Source organism: Streptomyces sp. NPDC021012, from assembly GCF_044333355.1.
GTDB lineage: Bacteria > Actinomycetota > Actinomycetes > Streptomycetales > Streptomycetaceae > Streptomyces.
The window spans coordinates 927,147-954,135 of record NZ_JBIRQU010000002.1; the positions used below are offsets into that span (position 1 = coordinate 927,147).

The window sequence follows — 26,989 nt, forward strand, 5'->3', positions numbered from 1 at the left end:
CTCATCCACACTGCGCCCCGTCCCCCAGGAGAATCCCGTGCCCGACCAAGCCTCCCCGTCCCCGGCCAGCAGATCCGACGCACCAGAGGCCTCGGCCACGAGCGCCACGACCAAGAGCACCCCCGCCCCGTCCCGGCTGCGCACTGTCATCGGCACCGGTGTGGGCAACGCCCTGGAGTGGTACGACTGGAACGTCTACGCGATCTTCACCCCGTTCTTCGCCTCGCAGTTCTTCCCCTCCGCCGATCCGACCTCGGCCCTGCTGAGCACCCTGGCGATCTTCGCCGTGGGCTTCCTCATGCGCCCCCTGGGCGGCCTGGTCTTCGGCCGGCTCAGCGACCGCAAGGGGCGGCGTGCGGCGATGGTCGGCTCCATCGCGCTGGCCGCCGCCGGAAGCCTGCTGATCGGCCTCGCACCGACCTACGCCACGATCGGCGTGGGCGCCTCGGCCCTGCTGGTGTTCGCGCGGCTCGTCCAGGGCCTGGCCCACGGCGGGGAGCTTCCCGCGGCCCAGACGTACGTGGCGGAGATGGCCCCCCGCGAACGGCGAGGGCTCTGGTCGAGCCTGATCTACATCTCCGGCACCTGCGGCATCATGGTCGCCACCGTGCTCGCAGCGGTCCTCTCCTCCTTCCTCAGCGAGGACCAGCTCCACGCGTGGGGCTGGCGCGTGCCCTTCGTCATGGGTGGACTTCTCGGCCTGTACGCGCTGATCATGCGGCTCCGTCTTGAGGAGACCGACGCGTTCGAGAAGCAGGCCGACACCCCGGACCACGAACCGCGCACGTCGGTGTGGCGCGGCTTCTGGGAGAACCGGGCGGCGTGCCTGCGCGTGATCGGCCTCACCCTGGGCGGCACGGTCGTCTACTACACCTGGGCCGTCTCCGCCCCGGCCCAGGCCATCTCGCTCAAGGGCATCGAGGCCTCCTCCGCGCTGTGGGCGGGCGTCCTCGCCAACCTGGTCTTCCTCGTGGCGCTGCCGCTGTTCGGCGCCCTCTCCGACCGCGTGGGCCGCAAGCCCATCCTGTACGGCTCCTACATCGGCGGAGCCGTCCTGGCCTTCCCCCTGAACTGGTTCATCCAGGACCAGGCCTGGCAGCTGGCTGTGTCCATGACGACGGCCATGCTCTTCATGTCCGCCGGCGCGGCGATCACCCCCGCGGTGTTCGCGGAGATGTTCCCGACCCGGCTGCGCACGACGGGTGCGGGCTTCCCCTACGCGATCGCCGTGGCCGCCTGCGGCGGCAGTGCGCCGTATCTTCAGACATGGCTGGCCAGCAACGGGAAGGGTGACCTCTTCCTCGGCTACACGGTGGTCCTGCTGCTCCTCGCCCTGGCCGTGGTGCACCGGATGCCGGAGACGAAGAACACCGACCTGACGTGACACCGAAGAACGCCGAGGACCACGAGAACGGAGCCGTACCGTGCCGAGCCTGACCAGCAGAGCGATGCCGACCGTGGTGCGGCTCCGTGGGGCCAAGAAGGTGTTCGGCTCGGCGGAGGCCGTCCGGGAACAGGTCCTCGCCCGTTCCCTGCGGCCGACCGGGTACGCCCCACCGGCCGGACTGGAGCGCACGGTCGACCTCTCCGTACGCCGGGTGGCCGGATGGCCCGTCTACGAGGTCACCCCTCGCGGCGCTCTCAGCCCCGGACGGCGGGCGATCTATCTGCACGGCGGCGCGTACATCAACGAGATAGCGCCCCAGCACTGGAAGCTGATCGCCCACGTGGCCGCCGAGACGGACACCCGGATCACGGTGCCGATCTACCCCCTCGCTCCCCTGGCGACGGCATCCGAGGTGGTGCCGGCCGTCACCGACCTGGCCGCCGAGCTCCTCGACAACGCTGCCACCACGGCCCTCAGCCTCATCGGCGACTCCGCCGGCGGCGGGATGGCCCTCGCCGTCGCCGTCCACCTGCGGGACCGAGGACTTCCCGCCCCCGCCCGCACCGTCCTCATCTCCCCGTGGCTGGACGTCAGCCTGACCGACCCGCGCATCGCCCTGCTCGAAGACCGCGACCCCTGGCTCGCCGTCCCCGGTGCGCGCTACGCCGGCGACCTCTACCGCGGCACGCTCCCTGTCGACCACCCGCACGTCAGCCCTCTGCTCGCCGACCTGACCGGACTGAACCCGATCACGTTGTTCAGCGGAACCCGGGACATCGTCAACGCCGACGCCCGACGACTGGCCGCCCGCGCCACGGCCGCGGGCGTCGAGCTGGACTTCCACGAGGCGCCGGAGATGCTGCACGTCTACCCCCTCCTGCCGATCCCCGAAGGCAGAGCCGCCCGCGCCGCCCTCTGCACCGCCCTGCGGAGCTGACGCGGACCCTCAGCGGCTGTCCGGTCGCAGTGCGAGGGGTTGACGCCAGTATTGGTCTATGCCAATTTCTCCTGGGCGCATGATCAGCCTTTCCCCACACGGGTGTTGAAGCAACTCCTCACCCTCGGCACCGTGCTGCCTTCCCCCCATCACCTCCCCGAGAGGAACCCCCATGCGCAACGGAACCAGCCGCCGGAAGACCGGCATGCGCACCGCGCTCGCCGCCACCACCGTGCTCGTCCTCGGCGCCACCGCCCTGACGGTCCTTCCCGCCGCTGCCGCGGACGAGAGCATCGCCGTCCGGTACCGGCACGGCGGCGCGGGCAGCGACCAGGCGGCGCCCTGGTTCACCGTGGTCAACACCGGGACGACAAACATCCCGTTGAGCCAGGTCAAGCTGCGCTACTACTTCAAGGCCGACCCCGGCGCCTCGTACACCTACGCCTGCGACTGGGCCGTCAAGGGCTGCGCGCATCTGATGGGTACGTTCGGCACGCCGGCCACGCCCACCGCCACGGCGGACCGGTACCTGGAGGTCGGGTTCACGGCAGGGGCCGGCTCCCTGGCACCGGGCGCCGACACCGGGGACGTACAGCTGCGCTTCCACCGCTCCGACTGGCAGCCACTCGACCAGTCCGACGACTACTCGTTCGGACCCGCTCAGACCACGTACGGGAACTGGACCAAGGTCACCGCCACCATCGGCGGAGTCCAGGTCTGGGGCACCGCCCCCGCCGGCAACGAGGCAACCCCGACGCCGACCCCGACCGACCCGTCACCCACAAGTCCGACAACTCCTCCGGCCCGACAGGGCGTCCTCTTCGACGACTTCGACTACACCGGCCACACCGACCCGGCGATCACCGCACACGGCTGGACCATCCGCTCCGGCGGTGGCGGCCCCGGCGTCGGCGCGGCGACGTGGGCTCCCGAGAACGTCACCTTCACCAAAGAGGGCACGAACTCGATCATGACGCTGCGCACGTCGACCGCGGGATCCGGCGCGTCGACCCGGCAGACCGAAGTGCACACCGCAGAACGGAAGTTCAAGAACGGCACCTACGCCGCCCGGGTGCGCTTCGCGGACACCCCGACCAGCGGCCCGGACGGCGACCACCTGGTCCAGAGCTTCTTCACCATCAACGACCTCACCGCACCGATGGCGGACGACTACGCCGAGTACGACTTCGAGTACCTCCCCAACGGCGGCTGGGGCGAGACGGCGAACGTCCTCTACACCACCTCCTGGGAGACCTTCCGCCCCGACCCCTGGGAGGCGGTCAACCAGCACACCGAGACCCGCACGAGCCAGGCGGGCTGGCACGACCTCGTCCTGACCATCGACGACACGGGACTCGTCTACTACATCGACGGCAAGGAGTTCGCCCGCCACGACGCCCGCTACCTGCCCGAGCGGCCCATGTCGATCCACTTCAACCAGTGGCTGATCGACCTCGTCGGCCAGACCTCCACGACCACCCGCGCCTACGAGGAGAGGGTCGACTACATGCTCCACGTGAAGGACGAGGTCCTCACCCCGGCCCAGGTGGCCGCGAAGGTCGCCGGCTTCCGCACGTCCGGGACCGCCTTCAAGGACTCCGTACCCAGCTCCTGAACGAACCGGCCGGCGCCGGACTGTGGCGGTGCGACCGCCCGGCGTCGCCGGCCGCCGTCATCGCCGGCCCCGTCACGGGCAGCGAGGAGGTCTCCCTCCTCGCTCCCTACGGTGCGCGGCACGAGTACGGAACGTGACGTGGACCCCGGGCTGCACAGGGACACGACACCGGGCGAGGACCAGGACCCGGCCGCGCGCCTCGTCGGCGACGCCGAAGAGGGTGATCCCGCATTCGGTCGCCGCGTCTCGGAGCGCCTCCACCACCTCGTCGTCCGGGCCGGCCTTGACGGCGACAGCCGACGCCCCGGCGTGTGCCGATCCCATCAGCAGGGGCATCGCGCGCTTCCCACGAGCGCCGATGACCAGCACGAGCTGCCCGCTCCGGTCCGGCGGAGCGTCTTCGGGTTCAACATCGTCCTGTCCCGACTGTCCACCGGTGCAAACGCGCTGGTCGGCCGGTCCCCACGAAGTCCGGGTCCGCCAGGCGCGGTGACGGCTGGTACGGCGAGCGGGCCCACTCCCACAGCGCCTCGCGGCCCGCTTCGGTCAGCGAGTACACCTTCGCGTCGGGCCGGCCGTCGCGCGGGGCGACTTCGAACTCGACCCAGCCGCGCTCGACCAGCTTGGCCAGCCGCCGGTAGATCTGCGGGCCCTGAACCTGGTTTCCGATGTACTTGAGCGGGCCGTCCATCCACTGCTTCAGGTCGTATCCGGAGAAGCCGGTGAGGGACAGCAGTCCGAGGATCATCGAGTCCAGATACATGGCGCCACGTCCCTACCGGCCACGGGGCGCACCGGGAAGCCCCTCCTGGGCCCGGATGCCCAGCCTGCGCAGGACTTGACGGATAGCCCGGGGCGAGTACGCCTTGCCTGCGATGACCGTGTCAGGCCTGACGCTGGGCTGCCCGGCGTCGGCCCGGGGCACCACACCACGACCGATGCAGCTGCCGACCGCCTCTAGACGACACCATCGGTTCCCGACTTGTGAGGTGACTACGCTGCGCGACACGGGCAGCATTCGTGACCTGCTCCCTGACGAGCAGCGATCCGCCCCCAATCCAACTCCCGCTGGGGAGAATCTGGGGAGAATGAGCCGCCCGGGGGGCGGCTGGGGAGAATCGATCGCGCAAAACAGCGTCACCATGAAAGCTCCAGAAAGGAGCAAACTCGCTGGTCAGGCCGCCCAATTTGGACGTCTACGCAGGTCAGCGCCCCGAGGGCGAGGACTTCTTGAAGGTCTTCTCGTGGGCGGCGATTCCCTTTGCTCCCCCAGGGGTGGGAACTATTTATGGCATGAGCTTCGACTCCATGCCGGAGCTGCGCCGGGGCCTCGGGTACCCTTCGCCATCGGCTTGATGGGGGTGGTATGAGGCAGTTTGTACGTTATTTTCAAGCGGAGAGGCCGGCTGTAGCGGGCACCTGTCTCAAACACGCGCCACGCACTGTTTGCGCATACATCGCCGCGCAAACCGCCCATACCGGGCGCTGGGGAGAAGTGATGCGGGTGATCTCCTCGCCCTTCCCTGCATAGGCCCTCTGACCTGGCCTTTTTAGGGATCCGGAAGCGCTGGGGAGAATCTGGGGAGAACGCGGCTGTCAGTGGGCGTTAAGTCCGGCTTCTCTTCGTTCGTGGTCGCTCGATCGGGGTACTGATCGTCGTCTGGGCTGCTCGATGGGCATGTCCATGTTGAGATGCGAGGCGTGAAGAGAAAGCCGTACCTCAGCGACCTGTCGGACGGGCAGTGGGCGTTGATCGAACCGATGATCACGGCCTGGAAACAGGAGAGGGTGACGCGGTCGGCGACCGGGGATCCCGGTTCCTGCGACCTGAGGGAGGTTGTGAACGCGATCTTCTATCAGAACCGGACGGGCTGTCAGTGGCGCATGCTGCCGCATGACTTCCCGGCCTGGTCGGCGGTGTTCTACTACTTCGGCCTTTGGCGTCAGGACGGGCTTGACCAGCGGATTCAGCAACTCCTTCGCTGCCAGGTGCGGGAGAAGGCCCGCCGATTAGAGGACCCGTCCCTCGTGATCATCGACACCCAGTCCGTCCGCGCCGCGGCGGGTGTCCCCAGGACCACGACGGGGCTGGACGCGAACAAGAAAGTCTCGGGGCGCAAGCGCGGACTGGCCGTCGACGTGCTGGGATTGATCATCGGCGTCGTCGTCACTGCCGCCTCAGCGCACGACAACGCCGCCGGCACCGCCCTGCTCGACCAGGCCGCCGAACGGTGCGGGATGCGCCTGGAGAAAGTGCTGGTGGACCAAGGATTCAAGGACGAAGTCATCGTTCACGGCGCACTGCAGGACATCGACGTCGAGATCGTCCGCCGCAACCCCGCCGACCAGGGAAAAGGGTTCGTCCCGCAGCCGAAGCGGTGGGTGGTCGAGCAGACGAACGGCACACTGATGCTGCACCGCCGTCTGACCCGTGAGTACGACCACCGGCCCGACACCTCCGCCTCACGCGTCTACTGGGCCTCCACCGCGAACATGGCCCGCCGCCTCACCACACCCACCCCCGCCTGGCGCGACACCATCGGCCTTGCCGCGTGAACATCACCGAACTCCTGGCGGACCTTCACATCCGGGAGAACGAGGCCACGGCCCGGGCGGACGAACTCCGCAATCAGATCGCGCACCTCACCGCCACCCTCACCGAAACCGAAGCGCGTCTTGCGGACCTGGCCACCACCCGCAAGATCATCACTGAACTCGCACCGACCGGGACCGAACCTAATCCGCCTGAATCGAGCACCGCCTACCAGGCAATCGTGAGCGCCTTCAACCAGCACCCCGATCGGGTGTTCCGGGCCCGTGAGCTGCACGAACTCCTCAACATGCCCACCGACGACGCCTCCGTCAACATCACCCGCAGCCGCCTCGGACGCCTCACCCGCCAAGGCTTCCTCACTCAACCCGGACGAGGCCGCTACCAGAAACGGACTTAACGCCCACTCAGCAGGCGCACGAAGGGGAGGGGCTGTGACAGACCGAGAGTGACTGATCGGGTTATCCAAGGAGCTTGGGAAGATGCAGAGTCCAGCCGGACAGGACAAGGGCCTGTCCGTGGAGGGAAGCGGAACGTCGCTGAGGGACCGGGTGCATGGGCATGGCTTCTTACGATCCTGACCACGAGGTTCGGTCTCGGGGCTTCGAACCGTTGGAGCCCTACCCGGGAACAGGTGGTGTCCCCTGGCGCTGCCGTTGCCCTGCCGGTCATGAAGTCGACGTGATCCTCCATCGGCTCCGTGCGGGCGCGTCCGGATGCTCTACGTGCGGACGGGCACGTGCAGGGCGGTTGCGTAGTGAAGCGGCCGAGGCCAGGCACACCACCGCCATGCGGGCGGCCGGATACGAGCCGCTGGAGCCCTACCCCGGGAACGGGAAGCCGTGGCGGTCCCGGCACCTGGCATGCGGAAGCATTGTCTCCCCGAGACCGGCGTACCTCAGCGCCGGCCAGGTCGGGTGCACGGAGTGCGCGAAGGAGAGCCGCCGGGCGATCTTCCAGGAGCGCGCGGGCGGGGCCGAGCGGGCCGAGGCGGACATGCGGTCGGTCGGTCTGGAGCCGCTGGAGCCATACCGCAACAGTCAGACGCCGTGGCGCTGCCGCTGCACCGCGTGCGGGGCCGTCGGCGCACCGCGGCTGTCCGCGGTCCGGAACCTGATCAAGGAGAAGGCCGCGTCGGGCTGCGCCACGTGCAACCGCAGGACGCGCGGCCGGCGGCAGCGCGAGGCCAACGCCGAGAAGGCGGAGGCCATGATGCGCAACGCGGGGTACGAGCCGCTGGAGCCGTATCTGTCCGCCGCGGCGCCGTGGAACTGCCGTCACGCGGCGTGCGGCAAGGTGGTCCGGGTAAAGGTGTCGAGCGTCCGTAGCGGCTACGACCCGTGTCCGGTGTGCCGGGCGGAGGGGTACAGGCAGCGGGCTGCTGCCCGCCGTACCGACCCGGCCGAGGCCACCGCCCTGATGCGGGCGCACGGCTTCGAACCTCTGGAACTGTATCCCGGCTCTTCAGTGGGCTGGCGCTGCCGCTGCACCACCTGTGGGAAGGAGTCGAAGCCCCTGTACTCGGGGGTCAAGGGTCGCGGGTACCGTTGCGGTCACTGCGCGGGAAGTGCACCGCTCAACCCTGCGGCGTGCGCGGCCGAGATGCGGGCGGCCGGGTTCGAGCCGCTGGAGCCGTACCCCGGCAGTGACAAGCGGTGGCTGTGCCGCTGCCCGGCAGGCCACGAAGTGCATCTTCGGCTGACCGGTGTCCGTACCGGCAAGGGATGCCGCATGTGCGCCACCCACGGAATCGACCTGGCCGGGCCGGCGAAGCTCTACGTGATCACTCACCGGGAGTGGAACGCGGTCAAGGTCGGCATCGGCGCCTGCACCGGCTACAACTCCCGCCTCCTGCAGCACGAGCGCCAGGGGTGGGAGCTGTACCAGGTCGGCGACTACACGACCGGCGCCGCCGCCTACGACGTCGAACAGGCTGTATTGGACCGCCTGCGCGGCGCCAAGCTGTGTCCGTTCCTCACCAAGGACGTCATGCCGAACGGGTGGAGCGAGACCTGCTCCGCCGACCGCGTCACCGCGGACGCGATGTGGGCCATGGTCGAGGAGGAGACCCGCCGCGCACCCGGCGCCTACGTTCCCCGGGCCGGTGCCCGGCCCCGTGCCGCTGTCCTGTTCGACGCGGAGGCCGCCGCCGAGGAGATGCGCGCCCGCGGGTACGAGCCGCTCGTGCCATACCCGGGCCGCACGAACGCGACCTGGCCCTCCCGGTGCACCACGTGCGGGCACGAGGGCCGACCCACCTTCAACGCCGTACGCAACGGGGGCCAGGGCTGCCGCATCTGCCGTACCAGAGCGGCGCAGGCCAAACGTGCCGCCGCAACCGCCCCCAAGGCGGTTGAAGTGATGCGCGCGGCAGGCTTCGAACCGCTGGAGCCCTACCCCACGAGTCAGACCCCCTGGCGCTGCCGCTGCACCACATGCGGCCGCGAGAGCACCCCCACCTATTCCAACGTCAACAACGGAGGGAGCCGCTGCCGCTTCTGCTCCTCCAGATCATCGAACGCCGAGCAAGCCACGGACGAGATGCGCGCGGCCGGGTTCGAACCGCTGGAGCCCTACCCCGGCCGGACCACGGACCCGTGGCACTGCCGCTGTTCCTGCGGGAACGACGTCATGACGCGTCTGTCCTTCGTCCGGTCAGGAACAACGGGGTGCAAGAAGTGTCCCCGGGCCGGCGGCCGGACCGATCCGGCGAAGGCCGCCGCCGAGGTTCGAGAGGCCGGGCTCGAGCCTATGGAGACCTATCCCGGAAAGACCACCGACCGGTGGCGCTGCCGCTGTGCGTGCGGGACCGAAGCCACGGTGACCTTGACCGACATCAGGCGAGGCCGAACCAGGTGCGGAACATGCTCCAAAGACCACGCCAACTGATCGGCACGTACCGCAGCGTCCCCCTGACGGCGCCCGCTCCTTCGCTAGGCATACGAGGCACCGGTGTCTGGAGGCACCTGCCGCACTGCACGAAGAAGCCCGGCACCACGCAGTACTCAGCTGATAGAGGCCGGTACCCCGACGTTCGCTCGCAGCCCATTTCAGTACAGTGTGTAACCACCGCGCGAGCCCCCAATGGGTGCCTCACCAGTCGAAACACCGCCGGGAACCGGAAGCCGCCGGGGAGGATCTGGGGAGAATGAACCTGCGCCGGGGAGGATCTGGGGAGAATGAACCTGCGCTGGGGAGCGGCTGGGGAGAATCGACCGCGTCAAACGGTGTCACCGTGAAAGCTCCAGAAAGAAGCAAAGGCGCAGGTCAACGCTCTTCAGAGGCTTATCCACGCAGGTCAGCGCCCCGCGGGCGAGGACTTCTTGAAGATCTTCTCGAAGTCGAGGCGGGTGACGGCCTCGACGGTGGAGGAGCGCTGCGGCAGCTTGTACTCGGCGAGGGTGGCCAGGGTGCGCGGGTCGAGGAGCTTCAGGAGGAAGCCGCTGAAGGTGCCGCAGACGGTGACCAGGCGGCCGGCGGCGTCGAAGGTGACGGTGGCGCACTCGCCGCCGAGGGCGGCGATCTTCTCGCTGGTGACCTCGGGGTCGCGCCCGAGCGGCCCGGACCAGGGGTAGGTGGCGCTGCCGGCGCCGTCGGCGTGCATGCCGCTGCGGCCGTTGGGGGCGAGGTGCGGGTGCTGGACGGGGCCCTTGCCGGGCACGGGCCGGGCGGTGGCGGGGGCGCCCTCGTAGTGGTCGACGAGGCGGAACCCGGGGGCGAGGGGGATCTCCTCGGCCTGGGCGACGGGTGCGGCGCCCGCCAGGAGGGTCGCCGCGAGCGCGGCGATCAGCGCGAGCGCGCGTCCTCGTCTGCGGGGCGGTGGGGTGGTCAAAGCGGCTCCTCGGGGTTCTGACATGTGTCGCGCCGGCGGCCGACGCTAGGCCCGAGTGCGTGAAATGTACATGGAACTGCCCTGTGTTTCATGGGCAGTTCACGACACCGAAACGATCAAGGCCGGAGGCTGGAGACCACCTCGGCGGTGGCGGCCACGCCGTTGTGGATGGTGGGCGCCATGCCGGTGCCGGCGAGGGAGAAGCCGAGCAGGGCGCAGACGAGGGCGTGCGTGAACTTCAGGCCGCTGTTCCGCACGAAGATCACGGTCAGCACCAGCAGCAGCACCACGACAGAAATGGAAACGGCCATCGCTCTCACGTCCCTCCGTCGCCGCAGCGGAATTGCGGCGTTCGGCGGACAGTGTGGCGGAATGAGCGGTCCGTCCGGGCGTATGGCGGGTCGGCCATACGGGTGAGATTCGGTCAGGGCGCGGCGGGCAGACAGTCCTTCCATTCGACGGTGCGGTCGCACCAGCGGTTCAGCAGGACGCGGTCGTGGCCCACGGCGAGGAGGCCCGCGCCGGTCTCGGCGCGGTAGGCCTCGACGGCGGCGACGAGGGCCGCGGTGGTGGAGGCGTCGAGCATGGCGGTCATCTCGTCGCAGATCAGCCAGCGGGGGCGGAGGGTCAGGGCGCGGGCCAGGCAGGCGCGTTGGAGCTGGCCGTCGCTGACCTCGTGGGGGCGGCGGCCGAGGAGGTCGGGGGTGAGGCCGACGGCCGGGGCGAGGGCGGCGACCCGTTCGGCGGCCTCGGCGCGGCGGCCGGTGGCCCGCAGGGGTTCGGCGATCAGGTCGGCGAGGGTGAGCCGGGGGTCGGCGGCGGTGCGGGGCTGCTGGAAGACGACGCCGACGGCGGTGCGCCGCTCGCGCGGGGCGCGGTGGCGCCAGGCCCGCACCTCGGTTCCGTCGAGGACGAGGCGGCCCTCGTCGGGGCGGTGGAGGAGGGCGGCGACCCGGGCGAGGGTGGATTTGCCGCAGCCGCTGGGGCCGAGCAGTCCGACGGACTCGCCGGGGGCGAGGGTGAGGCTCGCGCCCCGGAAGACGGGCTTGCGGGGCTCGTATCCGGCGGTGACGGAGTGGAGTTCAAGCACGGGGCCGCTCCGGGTGGTGGCAGGCCACGCCGGCCGCCGGTTCGGGGCGGGTGGCGCAGCGGTCGGTGGCGCGGGGGCAGCGCGGGGCGAAGGCGCAGCCCTCGGGCAGGGCGGAGAGTTCGGGCGGCATCCCGGGGATCGGGGTGAACGCCCGGTCGGGCAGGGCGTCGAGGAGTCTTCGGGCGTAGGGGTGGCGGGGTCCGGTGGGGCCGAAGAAGCGGTGGGCGGGGGCGACTTCGACGATCCGGCCCGCGTACATGACGGCGACGCGGTCGGCGACGCGCGCGGCGGCGGTCAGGTCGTGGGTGATGAGGAGCAGGGCGCGGCCCTCGTCGGCGTGGCGGCGGAGCTCGTCGGCGGTGCGGTCGACGAGTGCGCGGTCGAGGCCGGTGGTGGGTTCGTCGGCGAGCAGCAGCCGGGCGTCGCCGATGAGGGCGAGGGCGGTGGCGGCGCGCTGGGCGAGTCCGCCGGAGAGCTCGTGCGGGTACCGGTCGAGGTGTCCGGCGGGGAACGCGGCCCGGTCGGCGGCCTCCTCCGCGGCCGCGCGCCGCCCTCTCCGTGCGGTGGAGGTGAGGGCGCGGACGGTCTCCTCCAGGTGGGACCGTACGGTGCGGACGGGGGTGAGGTGGGCGGCGGGGCTCTGCGGTACGAGGCCGACGCGCCGTCCCCGTACGGTGCGGGCGAGGGTCCTCTCGTCGGCGGCGAGCAGATCCGTGCCGTCGAGGAGGGCCGTGCCGGAGGTCTCGGCGTTTCCGGGGAGGAGGCCGAGGAGGGCGGAGGCGAGGACGGACTTCCCGCAGCCGGACTCGCCGACGAGGGCGAGGCACTCCCCCGCCGCGAGGTCGAAGTCGGCGTCGCTGACGGCGGCGACGGTCCGGCCGCCGCGCAGCCGGAAGCGGACGGTGAGGCCGCGGACGCTGAGGACGGCGTCCTCGGCCCGCTCGGCGGTGACGGCCTGGAGGGCGCGCTCGACGCGGGAGTTCACAGCATCAGCTCCGATCGGCGGCGCGGGTTGAGGCGGTCGCGCCAGACGCCCGCGAGGCCGGCGATGGCGAGGGTCGGGACGATGAGGAGGAGGCCGGGGAAGAGGGTGGGCCACCAGTCACCGGCGAGCAGCGAGGTGCGGGCGTTCTGGACGAGGGTGCCGAGGCTGGCCCGGTGGCTGGGGAGGCCGAGGCCGAGGAAGGAGAGCGCGGACTCGTGCCACATGGCGTGCGGGATCATCAGGACGGCGGCGAGTCCGGCCTGCGGGAGGACGGCGGGCAGCAGGTGCCGGACGGCGACGCGCCACCGGGAGGAGCCGCCGGAGATCGCGGCGTCCACGTACGGCCGGGTGCGGAGCGAGAGGACCTCGGAGCGGACGATCCGGGCGGTGGAGAGCCAGTGGGTGACGGCGACGGAGGCGATGACGGGCCAGACGCCGGGCCGGAAGAGGGCGACGACGAAGATGCCGAGCAGCAGGTGGGGCACGGAGGAGAAGGCGTCGACGAGCCTCATCAGCCAGCGGTCGGCCCGGCCGCCGAGCGCCCCGGCCGCGGCCCCGACGGCGGTGCCGACGACGGTGGCGACGAGCGCGGCGACGAGTCCGACGAGGAGCGAGATCCGCAGGCCGTGGACGCAGCGCAGGAGGAGGTCGCGGCCGAGGTCGTCGGTGCCGAAGGGATGGTCCCAGGACGGCGGGAGGAGCTTGCGGGAGAGGTCGACGGCCTGTTCGTCGAGCTGGACCAGCGGGGGCACGAGGAGGACGGCGAGGAGGAGCGCGCCGACGGTGCCGGCGGAGGTCCACAGCCGCAGGCGGTGGGTGCGGGGGTCAGCCATCGAAGCCCACCCTCGGGTCGGCGAGCCCGTACAGCAGGTCGGAGAGGAGGTTGCCGAGGAGGACGGCGGCGGTGGCGAGGACGGTGAGCGCGGCGAGCAGCGGGAAGTCGACGGAGGTGGCGGCCGTGACGGTGGCGGCGGCGATGCCGGGCCAGCTGAAGACGGTCTCCACGAGCAGGGCTCCGGTGATGAGTTCGGGGACGCGGGAGCCGACGAGGGCGAGCACGGGGAGCATTCCGGAGCGCAGGGCGTGGCCGGTGAGGACGGTCCGTTCGCCGAGGCCGCGGGCGCGGGCGCCGCGCACCGGGTCCTCGTCGAGGGCGTCGCCGACGCCCTGGCGGACGTACAGGAAGAACCAGGGCAGTTGGGAGAGGCCGAGGACGAGCGCGGGCAGCAGGAGGTGGCGGGCGACCTGATCGAGGGTGACGGTGTCGCTGGTGGTGTCGGTGAGTCCGCCGGCGGGCAGGGCGCCGAGCTTCAGGGCGAGGAACCAGATGGCGAGGAGGCCGAGCCAGAAGGCGGGGGCGGCTTCCAGGGTGTACGCGGCGGAGCCGGCGGCCCGGTCGAGGAGGCCGCCGCGGCGGCGGCCGGCGAGGACGCCGAGGAGGGTGCCGAGGACGAGGGCGACGGCGAAGGCGGTGGCGGCGAGGAGGACGGACCAGCCGAGGCGTTCGCCGATGACCTCGGCGACGGGGCGGCGCATGGCGACGGAGTCGCCGAGGTCGCCGGTGAGGGCCGAGGTGAGCCACTCCCACCAGCGGGTGAGGAGGGGCAGGTCGGCGCCGAGGTTGGCGCGGAGCTGGTCGAGGTTCTCCTGCGAGGCGGTGAGTCCGGCGGTGCCGGCGTAGGCCTTGACGGGGTCGAAGGGGGAGGCTTCGGCGACGGCGAACACGGCGAGGGTGACGCCGAGGAGGACGGGGACAGCGGCGAGGGTGCGCCGTCCCGTCATCCGGGCCATGGCCCCCCAGGGGAGGCGGCGGCTCACTTCTTCCGCTCCCCCGGGGACTTCGGCTTCCAGCTCTCGACGTTCCACCAGGGGCCGGAGGCGAGGCCGTGGTCGTGCGGCTCGGTCTGGGTGGACAGGCCGTCCCAGCCGTCGTTCACGACGTAGAGGTGGTCGATGTGGGTGAGGAAGGTGTAGCCGGGGTTCTTGGCCAGTTCGCGCTGGACGGTGTCGTACGCGGCCCGCCGCTTCGCGGGGTCGTTCGTCCGGCGGCCGTCCTCCAGGGCGCGGTCGACGGTCCTGTTGTCGTACCACGCCATGTTGTTGAAGCCGTCGCCGCCGAGGGTGGACTTCAGGAGGAGGTACTGGTCGAAGTCGGGGTCGCCGGGCGAGCCGCCGCCCGCGAGGACGGCGTCCGTCTTCATGCGGGGCTCGATGACCTCCCAGGTGCCGGCCTGGGTGGTGATGTCGATGCCGGCCTTCTTGGCGTCGGAGGCGTAGGCGAGGGCGTGGTCCTGGCGGAGCTTGTCACCGGAGAGGTACCAGAGGGGGAAGGCGGCGCGGACGCCGTTCCTCACGCGGATGCCGTCGGGGCCGGGCTTCCAGCCGGCCTCGTCGAGGATCCGCTCGGCGCCGGCGAGGTCGTGGCGGCGCTCGGTGCCCTTCGCGAACCAGGGGCTGTCGGTGGGGACGGGCCCGTAGGCGGGCTTTCCGGCGCCTTCGAGGATCTTGTCGACCATGGCCTGCCGGTCGACGGCGAGGTCGAGGGCGCGGCGGACGGCGGTGTCGCCCGCGACCGGGTGGTGGGTGGGGAGGGTGACCGTGCGGTAGTCGAAGGTCTTCGCGGTCCAGGTCTTCTTCGCCTTGTCGCCCTTGAACGCGGCGGCGAGGGCGGGCGGGAGGATCGCGCCGTCGAGGTCGCCGGCGCGCAGGCGGGTGGCGCGGACGTCGTCGTCCTTGATGATCGCCATGGTCAACTTCTTCACCGCGGGCGCGCCGCCCCAGTAGCGGGGGTTGGCCGTGAAGCCGAGCTTCTCGCCCCTGGACCAGCCGGTGAGGACGTACGGGCCGGTGCCGATGGGCCTGCTGGTGAACGGGCCGGTGTTGACGTCCTGCTTCGCGGTGATGTGCTCGGGGGCGATGGCGTGGACGGTGCGCTCGGCGAAGGGCGCGTAGGGGTACTTCAGCCGGAAGACCACGGTGTGGTCGCCGGCCGCCTCGACGCTCCCGAGGGCGTCGAGTTCGGTGCGGGAGGGGTTGTTCGTCCTCGGGTCGAGGATCGTCCGGTACGTGTGGACGACGTCCTTCGCGGTGAAGGGGACGCCGTCACTGAAGGTGACGCCCTTGCGGAGGGTGTACGTGTAGGTGAGGCCGCCGTCGCCGACGCGGGGCAGCTCCACGGCGAGGGCGGGTCGCAGCCTCATGTCGGCGTCGAAGGCGAGGAGCCCGTCGAAGATCTTGGAGTTGCCGTCCTTGCCGTAGCCGAGGAGGGGGCTGAGGGTCTCGGGCTCGTAGGCGATGCCGACGACCACGGAATCCTTGGGTCCGCCGGAGCCGCCGGCGGTGGGGCCGGGGTTCGAGCAGGCCGCGGTGGTGAGGGCGAGCGCCCCCGTGAGGATCGCGGCCGCCGCTCTGCGGATGGATCGGGCGGTCATCGTGCCCACACCCCTTTTGAAGATCAACTGTTATTGCGAACAGGTTGCAATTAAACAGCAGGTAAAGGGGTGCGGGCACAGGGGGTCCTTACCTGGGCGCGGGCAGGTCCACCAGGGCGGCGATCGCGTCCTGGTGGCGGCCCGCCGAACCCAGCGCGATCTGGTCGGACTTGGCCCGCTTCAGCGCCAGGTGCGCCGGGTGCTCCCAGGTCATGCCGATCCCGCCGTGCAGCTGCACGCACTCCTCGGCGGCGCGGACCGCGACCTTGGAGCAGTGGACCTGGGCGACCGCCACGGTGAGCGGCGCGTCCGGACTGCCGGTGGCGAGGGCGTCGGCGGCGGCGCGGGCCGCCGCCCTCGCCCCCACGACGTCCAGCCAGAGCTGGGCCATGCGGTGCTTCAGCGCCTGGAAGGAGCCGACGGGCCGGTTGAACTGGTGCCGCTCACGGGTGTACCGGACGGTCTCCTCCAGGCACCGTTCGGCGAGCCCGAGCTGCTCGGAGGCGAGCAGTCCCGCCCCGGCGAGCAGTCCGCGCCCGACGGCCGCGCGGGCCGCGTCGCCGTCGGCGAGCCGGGTGCCGCTCCCGGGCGGCGTGGTGACGCGGGCGAGCGGGCGGGTGAGGTCGAGCGGGGTCTGCGGCTCGACGGTCGCCTCCCCGGCGGGTACGGCGTACAGGCCGTCGGCGCGCGGGACGAGGAGGACGTCGGCGGCGAGGGCGTCGGCGACGCCCTCGACCACGGGGGCCTGCGGCTCCGCGTCCGACGTTCCGGCCGGGAACACCTCCGCGTCCGGTGCGGTCGACAGGGGTACGGCGAGCACCGCGACCGTCCGGCCGCCCGCGAGCTCCGCCAGGAGCCCGGCCGCCGGGCCGTCCCCCTCCCCCGCGGGACCGGCGGGACCCACCAGGCCGAGGAGCGTCTCCGTGGCCACCACCGCGCTGGTGAGGTACGGCAGCGGGGTCACCGCGCGGCCCAGCTCCTCCAGGACCACGGCGGCCTCGCGGTGGCTCGCGCCCTGGCCGCCGAGCTTCTCGGGGACGAGGAGCCCGGCGGCGCCGATGTCGCCCGCGAGGGACTTCCAGAGGCCGGGGACGTACGGGTCGGCCGTCTCGATCCGGTCCAGCAGCACCTGGTGCCCGGCCCGGTCGGCGAGCAGGGCCCGGACCGCCGCCCGCAGGTCGTCCTCGGTCTCGGAGTACAGGAGATCGGTCTGCGCTGTCATCGGGCCAGGTCCTTCCAGGCGACGTCCTTGTCGTTGCGGGGCTCCGGGGGCAGGCCGAGGACCCGCTCGGCGACGATGTTCAGGAGCACCTCGCTGGTCCCGCCCTCGATCGAGTTGCCCTTGGAGCGGAGGTAGCGGTAGCCGGCGTCGCGGCCGGTGAAGTCGACGAGCTCGGGGCGCCGCATCTCCCACTCCCCGTACAGCAGGCCCTCGTCGCCGAGGAGTTCGACCTCCAGGCCGCTGATGGCCTGGTTGAGCCGGGCGAAGCCGAGCTTCATCGCGCTGCCCTCGGGGCCGGGCTGGCCGGCGACGAGCTGCTGGCGGAGGCGCTCGCCGGTGAGCCGGGCCACCTCGGCGTCGACCCAGAGGTCGAGGAGGCGCCGGTGCAGCTCGTGGGTGCGCAGCTCGGGGCGCTCGCGCCAGGTCGTGGCGAGCTTCCCGATCATGCCGCCCTCGCGGGGGACGCGGGCGCCGCCGATGGAGACCCGCTCGTTCATGAGGGTGGTCTGGGCGACCCGCCAGCCGTCGCCGACCTCGCCGAGGCGGTGGGCGTCGGGGATGCGGACGCCGGTGAGGAAGACCTCGTTGAACTCGGCCTCGCCGGTGATCTGGCGCAGCGGTCGGACCTCCACCCCGGGGTCGGTCATGTCGCAGACGAAGTAGGTGATGCCCCGGTGCTTGGGCGCGTCCGGGTCGGTGCGGGCGATGAGGATGGCCCAGCGGGCGAGGTGGGCGCTGGAGGTCCACACCTTCTGCCCGTCGACCACCCAGTCGTCGCCATCGCGTACGGCGCGGGTGCCGAGGGCGGCGAGGTCGGAGCCGGCGCCGGGCTCGCTGAAGAGCTGGCACCAGACCTCCTCGCCGACCCAGAGGGGCCGCAGGAAGCGGGACTTGACCTCTTCGGAGCCGTACGCGAGGAGGGTGGGGGCGGCCATGCCGAGGCCGATGCCGATGCGGCGCGGGTCGTTGTCGGGGGCGCCCGCGGCGGCGAGTTCGGCGTCGACGACGGCCTGGAGGGCGCGGGGCGCGTCGAGTCCGCCGAGGCCGACGGGGTAGTGCACCCAGGCGAGTCCGGCGTCGAAGCGGGCCTTCAGGAAGTCGGTGCGGTCGGTCGTGGCGGGCGGATGCTCGGCGAGCAACGTCCTCACAAGGGAACGGAGTTCCTCGGCGTCGGTCATGCGTGGGCTCCTTCCGGGAGGACGACCAGGCGGCCGGTGGTGGTGCCGTCGGCGACGCGCTGGACGGCTTCGGCCGCACGGGCGAAGGGGACGCGCTCGCCGATGAGGGGCTTGATGAGGCCCTTGGCCGCGTAGGCGGTCAGGGTCTCGTGGCAGCGGCCGATGGAGGCCGGGTCCTTCGCCGCGTACAGGCCCCAGTGGAGGCCGAGGACCGAGTAGTTCTTCACCAGGGCGTGGTTGAGGGCGGGGGCGGGGACGGTGCCGCTCGCGAAGCCGACGACCACGATCCGGCCCTCGAAGGCGACGCACTTGGCGGACTGCTGGTAGGCCTCGCCGCCGACGGGGTCGTAGATCACGTCGGCGCCCCGGCCGCCGGTGGCGGTCTTGACGGCGGCGACGACGTCCTCGGAGCGGCGGTCGACCACCAGGTCGCAGCCGAGGGCGCGGGCGATGGCGGCCTTCTCCGGTCCGCCGACGACGCCGATGACGGTGGCGCCGGCCGCCTTGCCGAGCTGGACGGCGGCGCTGCCGACGCCGCCGGCCGCCGCGTGCACGAGGAGGGTCTCGCCCTCCTTCAGGGCGGCGCGGCGGTGCAGGCCGAACCAGCCGGTCTGGTAGCCGATGTGCAGCGCGGCGGCCTCGGCGTCGTCGAGCGCCTCGGGGGCGGGCAGGAGGCCGGCGGCGTCGGCGAGGGCGTACTCGGCGAAGCCGCCGTGCGGGAGGGCCGCGGTGGTGACGACCCGGCGCCCGTCCTCGGTCTCGGCGCAGACCTCGACGCCGGGGGTGAAGGGCAGCGGGGGCCGCACCTGGTAGTGGCCGCGGCAGAGCAGCGCGTCGGGGAAGTTGACGTTCGCGGCGCGGACCCTGAGGAGGACCTGGCCGTCGCCGGGGGTGGGCGGTTCCACCTCCTCGCGGCGCATCACCGCCCCCGGTTCGCCGTTCTCGTGCACACGCCATGCCTGCATCCGGAATGCCTCCTCCGTACCGAGCGGTCGGTGGCATACTAAGCGGTCGCTTGCTCGCGGGGGAACGGGTCAGCCGGACTTCTTGGGGCGTGCCCGCACGTGCATGCGCTCCCCCTGGGGCCCGTACAGGCTCAGGAACTCCACCGGCGCGTCCCCGGCGGGGCCGAACCAGTGCGGGACGCGCGTGTCGAACTCGGCGGCCTCCCCGGCGGCCAGGACGACGTCGTGCTCGCCCAGGACGAGCCGGAGCTTCCCGGAGAGCACGTACAGCCACTCGTACCCCTCGTGCACCCGGGGCTCCGGGGCCTCCTGCGGCTTCTCCTGGATCACCTTGTACGCCTGGAGCCCGCCGGGCTGCCGGGTCAGCGGGTACATCGTCCGGCCGTTGCGCACGATCGGCTTCGCCTTGACCCGGGGGTCGCCCACCGGTGGGGCGCCGACCAGCTCGTCCAGCGGGACCTGGTGGGCGCGGGCGAGCGGCAGCAGCAGTTCGAGGCTGGGCCTGCGCTGCCCGGACTCCAGGCGGGAGAGGGTGCTCACGGAGATGCCGGTGGCGGCGGAGAGCTCGGCCAGGGTCACGCCGCGGTCGCGGCGGACGCGGCGGAGGCGGGGGCCGACCTCGGTCAGGACGGCGTCGATGCGGTCGTCTTCGGTCATACGGCCAGTCTTGCAGAAACGGCAAGTTTCCTTGCCGGAAATCCGTAATCGGAACGACCCTTCCGGCATGAGCACGCACACACACGACACTGACGAGCGGTACGACGCGGTGGTGGTCGGCGGTGGCCCGGCCGGGCTCGGCGCGGCCCTGATCATGGGCCGCTCGCGGCTGCGCACCCTGGTCGTCGACGCGGGCGAGCCCCGCAACGCTCCGGCCGCCCACATGCACGGGGTCCTCTCCCGGGACGGCATGAGCCCCGCCGACTACCTCGCGGCCGGCCGCCGGGAACTCGCCGCGTACGGCGTGGACGTGCGGGACGGCCGGGTGACCGGCGCGGCACGCGACGGCGACGACGGCTTCCTCGTGTCGCTGGCGGACGGCACGCGCATGCGTGCGCGACGGCTCGTGGTGACGACCGGGCTCGTCGACGAGCTGCCGGAGATCGAGGGAGTGGCCGAGCGCTGGGGCCGGGACGTGGTGCACTGCCCGTACTGCCACGGCTGGGAGGTCCGCGACCTGCCGTTCGGCGTGATCGCCCACCCGGCGATGCCCGCGCACCAGGCGCTGATGGTCTCGCGCTGGTCGAAGGACGTGACGCTCTTCCTGCACACGGCCGGCGGGCTCTCCGCCCGGGACGCGGCGCTGCTCGACGCGGCCGGGGTCGAGGTCGTCACCGGCGAGGTCGCCGGGCTCGCCGTCGAGGACGACCGGCTGACCGGCGTCCGGCTCGCCGACGGGCGGACCGTGCCGCGCTCGGTGGTCTTCGTCGGGGCCCGGCGGCTCGCGGCGCGGGACGCCGTGCTGCGGGAGCTGGGCGCGGAGCTGCGCGAGACCCCGTTCGGGGAGTTCGTCGCGGTCGACGAGACGGGCCGGACGAGCGTTCCCGGCGTCTGGGCCGCCGGGAACGTGACGGGACCGCAGGAGCAGGTCGTCAACGCGGTGAGCCGGGGCTACCGGGCGGGCGTGGCGATCAGCAACGAACTGCTGTTCGCGGATCTGGAGGAGGCCGCGGCCCGTCGCCCGGCCGGATGAAACGCGACACCTCGGGCTGCGCCGCGGGGGCCCGCGGGCGAGGATCGGCCATGGTGACCACATTCGGCCACGGACGACGCAAGGACGGGACACCTCCCATGCTCGGTACGCAGTTCACCAAGGGCTCACCCAACTGGCTCGACCTCGGCAGCCCGGACACCGGTGCCGCGGCCGCGTTCTACCGCGCGGTCTTCGGCTGGGAGTTCCGGTCGGCCGGCCCGGACTCCGGCGGCTACGGCTTCTTCCAGCAGGACGGCGCCACGGTCGCCGCCCTCGGCCCGCTCACCGAGGAGGGCGCCCACAGCGCCTGGACGGTGTACTTCCAGACCCCCGACGCGGACGCCACCACGAAGGCCGCCGAGACGGCGGGCGGCACCGTCCGCGTCGCGCCCTTCGACGTCATGGACGCGGGCCGCATGGCCTGCCTCACCGACCCCGCCGGCGCCGAGTTCGCCGTCTGGCAGCCGGGGACGGTGAAGGGCCTGGAACGCACCTCCGCCACCAACACCCTCCTCTGGGCCGAACTGCACGTCCCCGACCCGGAGTCCACGCTCGCCTTCTACCGGACCCTGTTCGGCTGGCGCTGGTCGCGGATGGACGCGCCCGGCATGACCTACCGGGTGATCTCCACCGCCGAGGGCGACCAGGAGGAGGCCTCCTTCGGCGGCGCCGCCGAGGTCCAGAACGAGGGAGATCCGTCGCGCTGGGTCCCGTACTTCACGGTGGAGGACCCCGACGCGGTCTCCCGCACGGCCCAGGGCGGCGGCGGCTCGGTGGTGCTGCCCGCCGCCGACATCCCCGACGTCGGCCGCATCGCCTGGCTCGCCGACCCCTTCGGCGCGGTCTTCGCGGTGATGAAGCCCATGCCGAGGGGATGAGGGGCCGCCCGTCAGCGGCCGAAGAGTTCGAACGCCACCGCCGGGCGGTCGCCGAAGCGGGCGGAGGCGCGGGCCGTGGCCTCGGTGAGGAAGGAGCGGACGTACTCCTCCGGGTCCTGGTCCGTCAGGGCCTCGATGTAGGCACGGTGGCAGAGGAGGGAGCGGACGGCGCGGTCGAGGCCGGGGGTGGCGTCGACGGCGTGGGTCGGGGTGCTGGAGGCGGCGACCGCGACCCAGCGGACGCCGTTCCAGGGATCGAGGCCCCGGTCGGTCAGCTCGGGGAAGATCCAGCGGTTGCCGGCGTCGGCGGCCGCGTCGAGGGTGGCGCGGCCGACGGCCAGATGGTCGGGGGTGTTCCAGGGGGCGCCCGGGTGGCCGCCCCAGGTGTCCCGGTGGTTGAGGGTGATCACGAGTTCCGGGCGGTGGCGGCGGATCGCGGCCGCGATGTCGCGGCGGAGGTCGAGCCCGTACTCGATCACGCCGTCGCGGTGGTCGAGGAACTCGACGGTGTCCACGCCGACGACGGCGGCGCTGTCCCGCTGCTCCTGCTCGCGGAGCGGGCCGCAGACGTCCGGGGCGAGGGTGTCGATGCCGGCCTCGCCGCGGGTGGCGAGGACGTACGCGACCTCCTTCCCCGCGTCCGTCCACGCGGCGACGGCCGCCGCGCAGCCGTACTCCAGGTCGTCGGGGTGGGCGACGACGCACAGCGCGCGCTGCCAGTCGCCGGGCATCTCCAGAAGGTCCTGTGCATCCGTGTCGATCATGACCGCAGGATACGGGTCGCCTCCGACACCGTCGGGCGGAACGCTCCCGCCAGGATGACGGACCGTGAGATGTGGCGCGGGCGGTCGGGGTTGAGGCCGCGCCGGTCCGCGAGGGCGACCGCGAACCGCTGGGCGCGGACGAGGGCCGCGACCGGGTCGATCGCGTCGGCGGCGAACAGGGCGCCCGTGGACTCCACTTCGTCGCGCAGGCCCGAGGGCTCCGGGCCGATGCAGCAGACCAGGCTCGCGCGGTCGCTGATGCTGATCGGGCCGTGGCGGTACTCCATCGCCGCGTACGACTCCGTCCACGCGCGGGCCACTTCGCGCAGCTTGAGCGCCGCCTCGTCGGCGAGCCCGACGGTCCAGCCGGTGCCGAGGAAGGTGAACTGGCCGCGCCGCTCCCAGGCGGCGGGCAGCGCCTCGTACAGGACGAGTTCGGCGTCGGCGATCGACGGGCCGAGGTCCACGCCGAGCCCGGCGCGCAGGAGTTGGAGGGCGGTGGTGGCGAACCGGGTCTGGACGACGGAGCGTTCGTCGGCGAAGCCGAGGTCGACGATCCGGTCGGCGAGCCGCCCGGCGGGGCTGTCGGGGACCCCGGTGACGACGAGCGTCGGGATGCTCCCGGCGGCGCGGGCGAGCAGGTCCACCACCTCCGTGGTGGTGCCGGAGCGGGTGAGGGCGACGATCCGGTCGTAGCCGCGGCCGAGCGGGGTCGTGTCGGAGGCGGGGAACGCGTCGGTCTCGCCCGCGCCGAGGGACTCCCGCAGGGCCGCGTAGGCGCGGGCGATGAAGTACGAGGTGCCGCAGCCGACGACCGCGACGCGCTCGCTCCGGGCCGGCAGCAGGCCGGTGTCGCGGTCGGCGATCTCGGCGGCGCGGCGCCAGCAGTCGGGCTGGCCGGCGATCTCCGCGCTGACGTGGGTGCTCATGGTCCGGGTCCTCTCCTAGCCCTGGGACCCTCACGGGTCCGGACCGAGTTGTATCCCCGCGTGACCAGAGCACACCATGAGCAATCCGTACTCACTTCTTGGACTTTTGCGGGTTGCCCTCCGCCCGTCCGCCGCAGGAGGCGCGGACCACCAGGCGCGGTCTCAGCTGCACCTGGTGGAGCGGGGCCGCGTCGCCCTCGGCGAGCCGCCGGAGCAGGATCTGCGCGGCGAGGCGGCCGAGCTGGTACTTGGGGGGCGAGACGGCCGTCAGCGGGGTCTCGGCGACATCGGCGAACTCGTTGTCGTAGCTGATCAGGGCGAGGTCCTCCGGCACCCGGAGCCCGGCGCGGCGGGCCGCTCCGAGCAGCAGGGCGGCCTCCCGGTCGCCGAAGCAGAGCGCGGCGGTCACGCCGGAGGCGCGCAGCGCGGCGAGCGCCCGGTCGGCGCGCCGCGGGTCCCAGCGGGCCATCACGTCCCGCTCGGGCGCCGGGGCGGCGGGCAGTCCGAGGTCCGTGAGCGCGCGGGCGAAGCCGGACTCGATGGGCGCGGTGGTGGGCGCGTCGGTGCGGGCGACGAGCCCGAGCCGCTCGTGGCCGAGGGCCCGCAGGTGGCGCACGGCGTCGTAGGCGCCGCCCTCGTGGTCGGTGCAGACGTGCTCGGTGGGGTCGCCGGGGCCGTGGGCGGCGAGCCGGCGCTCGACGAGGACGGCGGGGACGGGCAGGGCGAGGAGCTCCTCGGCGCGCCGTCCCGGGTCGGTCGCGGTGTGCAGGCTGGGGACGAGGAGGAGGCCGTGGACGCCCGCGGACAGGAGCCGTTCGACGGCGGCGTCCTCCTCGGCGGGGTCGTAGTGCGAGCAGGCGAGGACGAGCCGGGCGCCGGCCGCCGCGAGTTCCTTCTCGATGCCCTGGAGGACGCGCGGGTAGTAGAAGGTGGTGTCGGGGACGAGGACGCCGACGATCCTGCGGTCGGCCCGGTCCCGCTCGGGCCGGTGGGCGGCGAAGGTGCCCGCGCCCTGGCGGCGTTCGACGAGGCCGAGGGCGACGAGGTCCTCGTAGGCGCGGCGGACGGTGGTGACGGACAGGCCCGTCTCGGTGGCGAGGGCGCGTTCGGTGGGGAGCTTGCTGCCGGGCGGCCAGGTGCCGTCGAGGATGCCGCGCCGCAGCTCCGCCATGAGGGTCCGGAACTTCAGCTCCCGGCCGGAGGCCGGTGTCTCGCGTGCCGTCATCCGGACCCCCTGCGCCCTTGCTGCTCGATTGCGCGCCGAATCCTATGCCCCGGCCGTCAGATCCCGCCCCGGGCGAGGGAGAGCAGCCGGTCGAGGACGCGCGGCCCGCCGGCCCGCACCCCGTCGTGCTCGTACTCGTCGGTCACCCAGGTCCGCAGGCCGCGCACGGCGCGCGCGGTCTCCAGGGAGTGGGCGGTGTCGACGTACATGTCGTCGTGGTAGACGGCGGCCGCCACCGGCACCTGGTTGGCGGCGAGCCGCTCGGGGTCGTACAGCGGCGCCCAGTCGGCGCGCGCGGCGAGCAGTCCGGCGGTCTCGCGGAGCGGGCGCAGCGCCGGGTCGGTGGTGAAGTGCCAGGGGTGGACGGTCTCGCCGGTGAAGAGCGGGGTCGCGCCCTCGGCGAGCGCCGTGCGGGCGTCGAACTCGGGGTGCTCGGCGCGGACGCGCTCGGCGGCCCAGTCGGTGGGCCCCCGGCCCTGGGCGTAGATGGCCTCGTGGAGTACGGCGTAGAGCGGGTGTGCGGCGTACGAGAGGTGCGCCTGGACCTGCTCCAGGAAGGCGTCGGAGAGCGCGGGCCCGCCCGGGGTGGGCACGAAGGCGCCCTCCAGGAGCAGGTGGAGCTGGTGGGTGCCGTCGCCGGAGCCGAGGAGGATGCCGAGGGACTGGAAGGCCTCGGCGGTGAGGAGCCCGCCGCCGGGGAGGGTGACCTCGTGGTCCAGGAGGTGGGCGACGATCGCGCGGGCCCGTTCGGCGTCCTGGGGGTAGCGGGCGAAGTGGGCCTCGTTCTTCCGCCGGACGCGGGGGTAGGCGGCGCGGTAGACCTCGTCGGCGGTGGCGTCCAGGGAGGGCAGGCCGCCGGTGATGAGGACGGTGTCCAGGCCTTCGGGGGCGGTGGACAGGTAGTGGGTGGCGCAGAAGCCGCCGAAGCTCTGGCCGAGGACGGTCCAGGGTGCGCCGCCGGTGAGCCGGCGCCGGATCAGCTCGCAGTCCCTGACGATGGAGTCGGCGCGGAAGTGGGCCAGGTACTCCGCCTGCTCGGCCGGGCCGCCGCGCAGCGGCAGGGTCTGGCGGTTGGCGGGGGTGGAGCGGCCGGTGCCGCGCTGGTCCAGGAGGAGGACGCGGAACTCCTTCACGGCGCGGCCGAGCCAGGCCTGCGGGCCGATGAAGCGACGGGCGCCGAAGCCGGGCCCGCCCTCCAGGTAGACCAGCCAGGGAAGCTTCTCGCGCCCCGCTCCGGCCTGCCCGCTCGCGACGACCTCGCGGCCGAAGACCTCGATGCGCTCGCCGTCGGGGCGGTCGTGGTCCAGGGGGACGGGGAAGCGGTGGTCGGTGAGGACGAGGCCCGGCTGGCGGTAGGTGGTCAACGCTGTTCCTGTTCCTGTGCCTGTTCGTACGCCCCCGCGAGGACAGTGGATCACATGGCGGGGGCGTACGAGGGCTCAGGACTCGGGCTCAGGGCTCAGGGCTCAGGGAGCGATCGGCAGCTGCCGCTTGTGCTCGGTGAGCTCGTAGCGGCGGACGATGATGGCGTACGCGGCCTCCGCGACCGGCTTGCCCTCCAGGAAGTCGTCGATGTCGTCGTAGGTGACGCCGAGCGCGTCCTCGTCGGCCTTGCCCGGGTCGAGGGTCTCCAGGTCGGCGGTGGGCGTCTTCCACACGAGCGAGGCCGGGGCGCCGAGCTCGTCGGCGATCGCGCGGACGCGGCGCTTGGTCAGGCCGGTCAGCGGGACGACGTCGGCGGCGCCGTCGCCGAACTTGGTGAAGAAGCCGGAGACGGCCTCGGCGGCGTGGTCGGTGCCGACGACGAGGCCGTCGTGGGCGCCCGCGACCGCGTACTGGGCGATCATCCGCTGCCGGGCCTTGATGTTGCCCTGCACGAAGTCCTGGTGGTGGGCGTCGCGGAAGGTCGTCCCGCCGGCGAGGCAGGCCGCCAGGGCCGCGTCGCTGGCCGCCTTGACGTCCACGGTGAGGACCCGGTCGGCGCGGATGAAGCCGAGCGCGGTCTGCGCGTCCTGCTCGTCGGCCTGGACGCCGTACGGCAGGCGCATCGCGTAGAAGGTGGCGTCGTGCCCGGCGGCGCGGGCCCGCTCCACGGCGAGCTGGCAGAGCCGGCCGGCGGTCGTGGAGTCGACGCCGCCGCTGATGCCGAGGACGAGGGAGCGAAGGCCGGTGGAGGTGAGCCGCTCGGTGAGGAACGCCACCCGGCGCTCGATCTCCGCCTTCGGGTCGAAGGCCTCGGCGACCTGGAGGTCCCGGGCGATCTGCTGCTGGAGGGCGGTGGGCGCCGGGTCGGTCACGGAGGTCTCCTCA

The 26,989-nt window shown here is 72.6% G+C and carries 24 protein-coding genes and 1 pseudogene; 8 read left to right on the forward strand and 17 right to left on the reverse strand.

The features are described 5' to 3' along the window. Positions 1-37: 37 nt before the first annotated feature. The 3 genes from ACH4TP_RS09400 to ACH4TP_RS09410 all read left to right on the forward strand — a co-directional run bounded on the left by ACH4TP_RS09400 (position 38) and on the right by ACH4TP_RS09410 (position 3,939). Positions 38-1,384, forward strand: coding sequence for an MFS transporter (locus tag ACH4TP_RS09400; RefSeq protein WP_398436749.1), 1,347 nt, complete (start codon positions 38-40; stop codon positions 1,382-1,384). 40 nt (positions 1,385-1,424) lie between these two features. Continuing rightward, entirely contained in the window at positions 1,425-2,324 is a 900-nt protein-coding gene (locus ACH4TP_RS09405; protein WP_398436751.1) for an alpha/beta hydrolase fold domain-containing protein, read from the forward strand. A 172-nt stretch (positions 2,325-2,496) separates the two neighbouring features. Beyond that, positions 2,497-3,939, forward strand: coding sequence for a cellulose binding domain-containing protein (locus ACH4TP_RS09410; RefSeq protein ID WP_398436752.1), 1,443 nt, complete (start codon positions 2,497-2,499; stop codon positions 3,937-3,939). Between the two features lie 406 nt (positions 3,940-4,345). Here the strand turns inward: ACH4TP_RS09410 and ACH4TP_RS09415 are convergent, their stop codons facing one another. Further along, positions 4,346-4,702, reverse strand: a complete 357-nt coding sequence (locus tag ACH4TP_RS09415; RefSeq protein ID WP_398436754.1) for a PadR family transcriptional regulator — start codon at positions 4,700-4,702, stop codon at positions 4,346-4,348. A gap of 929 nt (positions 4,703-5,631) precedes the next feature. Here ACH4TP_RS09415 and ACH4TP_RS09420 point away from each other — a divergent pair. The 3 genes from ACH4TP_RS09420 to ACH4TP_RS09430 all read left to right on the forward strand — a co-directional run bounded on the left by ACH4TP_RS09420 (position 5,632) and on the right by ACH4TP_RS09430 (position 9,379). After that, positions 5,632-6,495, forward strand: coding sequence for an IS5 family transposase (locus tag ACH4TP_RS09420; protein ID WP_398436756.1), 864 nt, complete (start codon positions 5,632-5,634; stop codon positions 6,493-6,495). Continuing rightward, the gene (locus ACH4TP_RS09425) at positions 6,492-6,890 is read left to right on the forward strand and encodes a hypothetical protein (protein WP_398436758.1); all 399 of its coding nucleotides are present in this window, start codon (positions 6,492-6,494) and stop codon (positions 6,888-6,890) included. Before ACH4TP_RS09420 ends, ACH4TP_RS09425 begins: the two co-directional genes overlap by 4 nt. Before the next feature lie 596 nt (positions 6,891-7,486). Continuing rightward, positions 7,487-9,379 (forward strand): hypothetical protein, encoded by a 1,893-nt coding sequence (locus ACH4TP_RS09430; RefSeq protein ID WP_398436760.1) that lies wholly within the window; start codon positions 7,487-7,489, stop codon positions 9,377-9,379. 424 nt (positions 9,380-9,803) lie between these two features. Here ACH4TP_RS09430 and ACH4TP_RS09435 read toward each other — a convergent pair. The 11 genes and pseudogenes from ACH4TP_RS09435 to ACH4TP_RS09485 form a co-directional block, all read right to left on the reverse strand. After that, positions 9,804-10,346, reverse strand: a pseudogene (locus tag ACH4TP_RS09435) (hypothetical protein); the annotation flags it as partial. Between the two features lie 92 nt (positions 10,347-10,438). Next, the gene (locus tag ACH4TP_RS09440; protein ID WP_389224425.1) at positions 10,439-10,633 is read right to left on the reverse strand and encodes a hypothetical protein; all 195 of its coding nucleotides are present in this window, start codon (positions 10,631-10,633) and stop codon (positions 10,439-10,441) included. Between the two features lie 113 nt (positions 10,634-10,746). Further along, positions 10,747-11,412 (reverse strand): ABC transporter ATP-binding protein, encoded by a 666-nt coding sequence (locus ACH4TP_RS09445; RefSeq protein ID WP_398192300.1) that lies wholly within the window; start codon positions 11,410-11,412, stop codon positions 10,747-10,749. After that, positions 11,405-12,397, reverse strand: a complete 993-nt coding sequence (locus ACH4TP_RS09450) for an ABC transporter ATP-binding protein (protein ID WP_398192298.1) — start codon at positions 12,395-12,397, stop codon at positions 11,405-11,407. Before ACH4TP_RS09450 ends, ACH4TP_RS09445 begins: the two co-directional genes overlap by 8 nt. After that, positions 12,394-13,230, reverse strand: a complete 837-nt coding sequence (locus ACH4TP_RS09455) for an ABC transporter permease (RefSeq protein WP_389224419.1) — start codon at positions 13,228-13,230, stop codon at positions 12,394-12,396. Before ACH4TP_RS09455 ends, ACH4TP_RS09450 begins: the two co-directional genes overlap by 4 nt. Further along, entirely contained in the window at positions 13,223-14,215 is a 993-nt protein-coding gene (locus ACH4TP_RS09460; RefSeq protein WP_398436763.1) for an ABC transporter permease, read from the reverse strand. The genes ACH4TP_RS09455 and ACH4TP_RS09460 overlap by 8 nt, the downstream gene beginning before the upstream one ends. After that, positions 14,212-15,828 (reverse strand): ABC transporter substrate-binding protein, encoded by a 1,617-nt coding sequence (locus ACH4TP_RS09465; protein WP_398436765.1) that lies wholly within the window; start codon positions 15,826-15,828, stop codon positions 14,212-14,214. The genes ACH4TP_RS09460 and ACH4TP_RS09465 overlap by 4 nt, the downstream gene beginning before the upstream one ends. Before the next feature lie 88 nt (positions 15,829-15,916). Then, positions 15,917-17,050 carry an acyl-CoA dehydrogenase family protein gene (locus ACH4TP_RS09470; RefSeq protein WP_398436766.1) on the reverse strand — a complete coding sequence of 378 codons (1,134 nt, stop codon included), beginning with the start codon at positions 17,048-17,050 and terminating at the stop codon, positions 15,917-15,919. Further along, complete coding sequence (locus tag ACH4TP_RS09475) at positions 17,047-18,228, reverse strand: acyl-CoA dehydrogenase family protein (RefSeq protein WP_398436768.1); 1,182 nt, start codon at positions 18,226-18,228, stop codon at positions 17,047-17,049. The genes ACH4TP_RS09470 and ACH4TP_RS09475 overlap by 4 nt, the downstream gene beginning before the upstream one ends. Continuing rightward, positions 18,225-19,193: an NADPH:quinone oxidoreductase family protein gene (locus ACH4TP_RS09480; protein WP_398436770.1), complete on the reverse strand. Its 969-nt coding sequence runs from the start codon at positions 19,191-19,193 to the stop codon at positions 18,225-18,227. The genes ACH4TP_RS09475 and ACH4TP_RS09480 overlap by 4 nt, the downstream gene beginning before the upstream one ends. Positions 19,194-19,262: 69 nt before the next feature. Beyond that, on the reverse strand, positions 19,263-19,850 hold the full coding sequence (locus ACH4TP_RS09485) for a helix-turn-helix domain-containing protein (RefSeq protein WP_398436772.1): 588 nt from the start codon (positions 19,848-19,850) through the stop codon (positions 19,263-19,265). A 67-nt stretch (positions 19,851-19,917) separates the two neighbouring features. On the opposite strand from ACH4TP_RS09485, the gene ACH4TP_RS09490 reads away from it, so the two are divergent. Next, entirely contained in the window at positions 19,918-20,883 is a 966-nt protein-coding gene (locus ACH4TP_RS09490) for an NAD(P)/FAD-dependent oxidoreductase (RefSeq protein WP_398192286.1), read from the forward strand. A gap of 98 nt (positions 20,884-20,981) precedes the next feature. After that, on the forward strand, positions 20,982-21,761 hold the full coding sequence (locus ACH4TP_RS09495) for a VOC family protein (RefSeq protein ID WP_398436868.1): 780 nt from the start codon (positions 20,982-20,984) through the stop codon (positions 21,759-21,761). 11 nt (positions 21,762-21,772) lie between these two features. Here the strand turns inward: ACH4TP_RS09495 and ACH4TP_RS09500 are convergent, their stop codons facing one another. The 5 genes from ACH4TP_RS09500 to nadE all read right to left on the reverse strand — a co-directional run bounded on the left by ACH4TP_RS09500 (position 21,773) and on the right by nadE (position 26,976). Beyond that, positions 21,773-22,525: a PIG-L deacetylase family protein gene (locus ACH4TP_RS09500; RefSeq protein WP_398192284.1), complete on the reverse strand. Its 753-nt coding sequence runs from the start codon at positions 22,523-22,525 to the stop codon at positions 21,773-21,775. Continuing rightward, positions 22,522-23,454, reverse strand: coding sequence for an SIS domain-containing protein (locus ACH4TP_RS09505; protein WP_398436775.1), 933 nt, complete (start codon positions 23,452-23,454; stop codon positions 22,522-22,524). The genes ACH4TP_RS09500 and ACH4TP_RS09505 overlap by 4 nt, the downstream gene beginning before the upstream one ends. A gap of 91 nt (positions 23,455-23,545) precedes the next feature. Beyond that, positions 23,546-24,679 carry a GntR family transcriptional regulator gene (locus ACH4TP_RS09510; protein ID WP_389224399.1) on the reverse strand — a complete coding sequence of 378 codons (1,134 nt, stop codon included), beginning with the start codon at positions 24,677-24,679 and terminating at the stop codon, positions 23,546-23,548. A 56-nt stretch (positions 24,680-24,735) separates the two neighbouring features. Then, positions 24,736-26,043 carry an alpha/beta fold hydrolase gene (locus ACH4TP_RS09515; RefSeq protein WP_398436777.1) on the reverse strand — a complete coding sequence of 436 codons (1,308 nt, stop codon included), beginning with the start codon at positions 26,041-26,043 and terminating at the stop codon, positions 24,736-24,738. Positions 26,044-26,145: 102 nt separating this feature from the next. Next, the gene (gene nadE, locus ACH4TP_RS09520; RefSeq protein WP_389224395.1) at positions 26,146-26,976 is read right to left on the reverse strand and encodes an ammonia-dependent NAD(+) synthetase; all 831 of its coding nucleotides are present in this window, start codon (positions 26,974-26,976) and stop codon (positions 26,146-26,148) included. Positions 26,977-26,989: the final 13 nt, after the last annotated feature.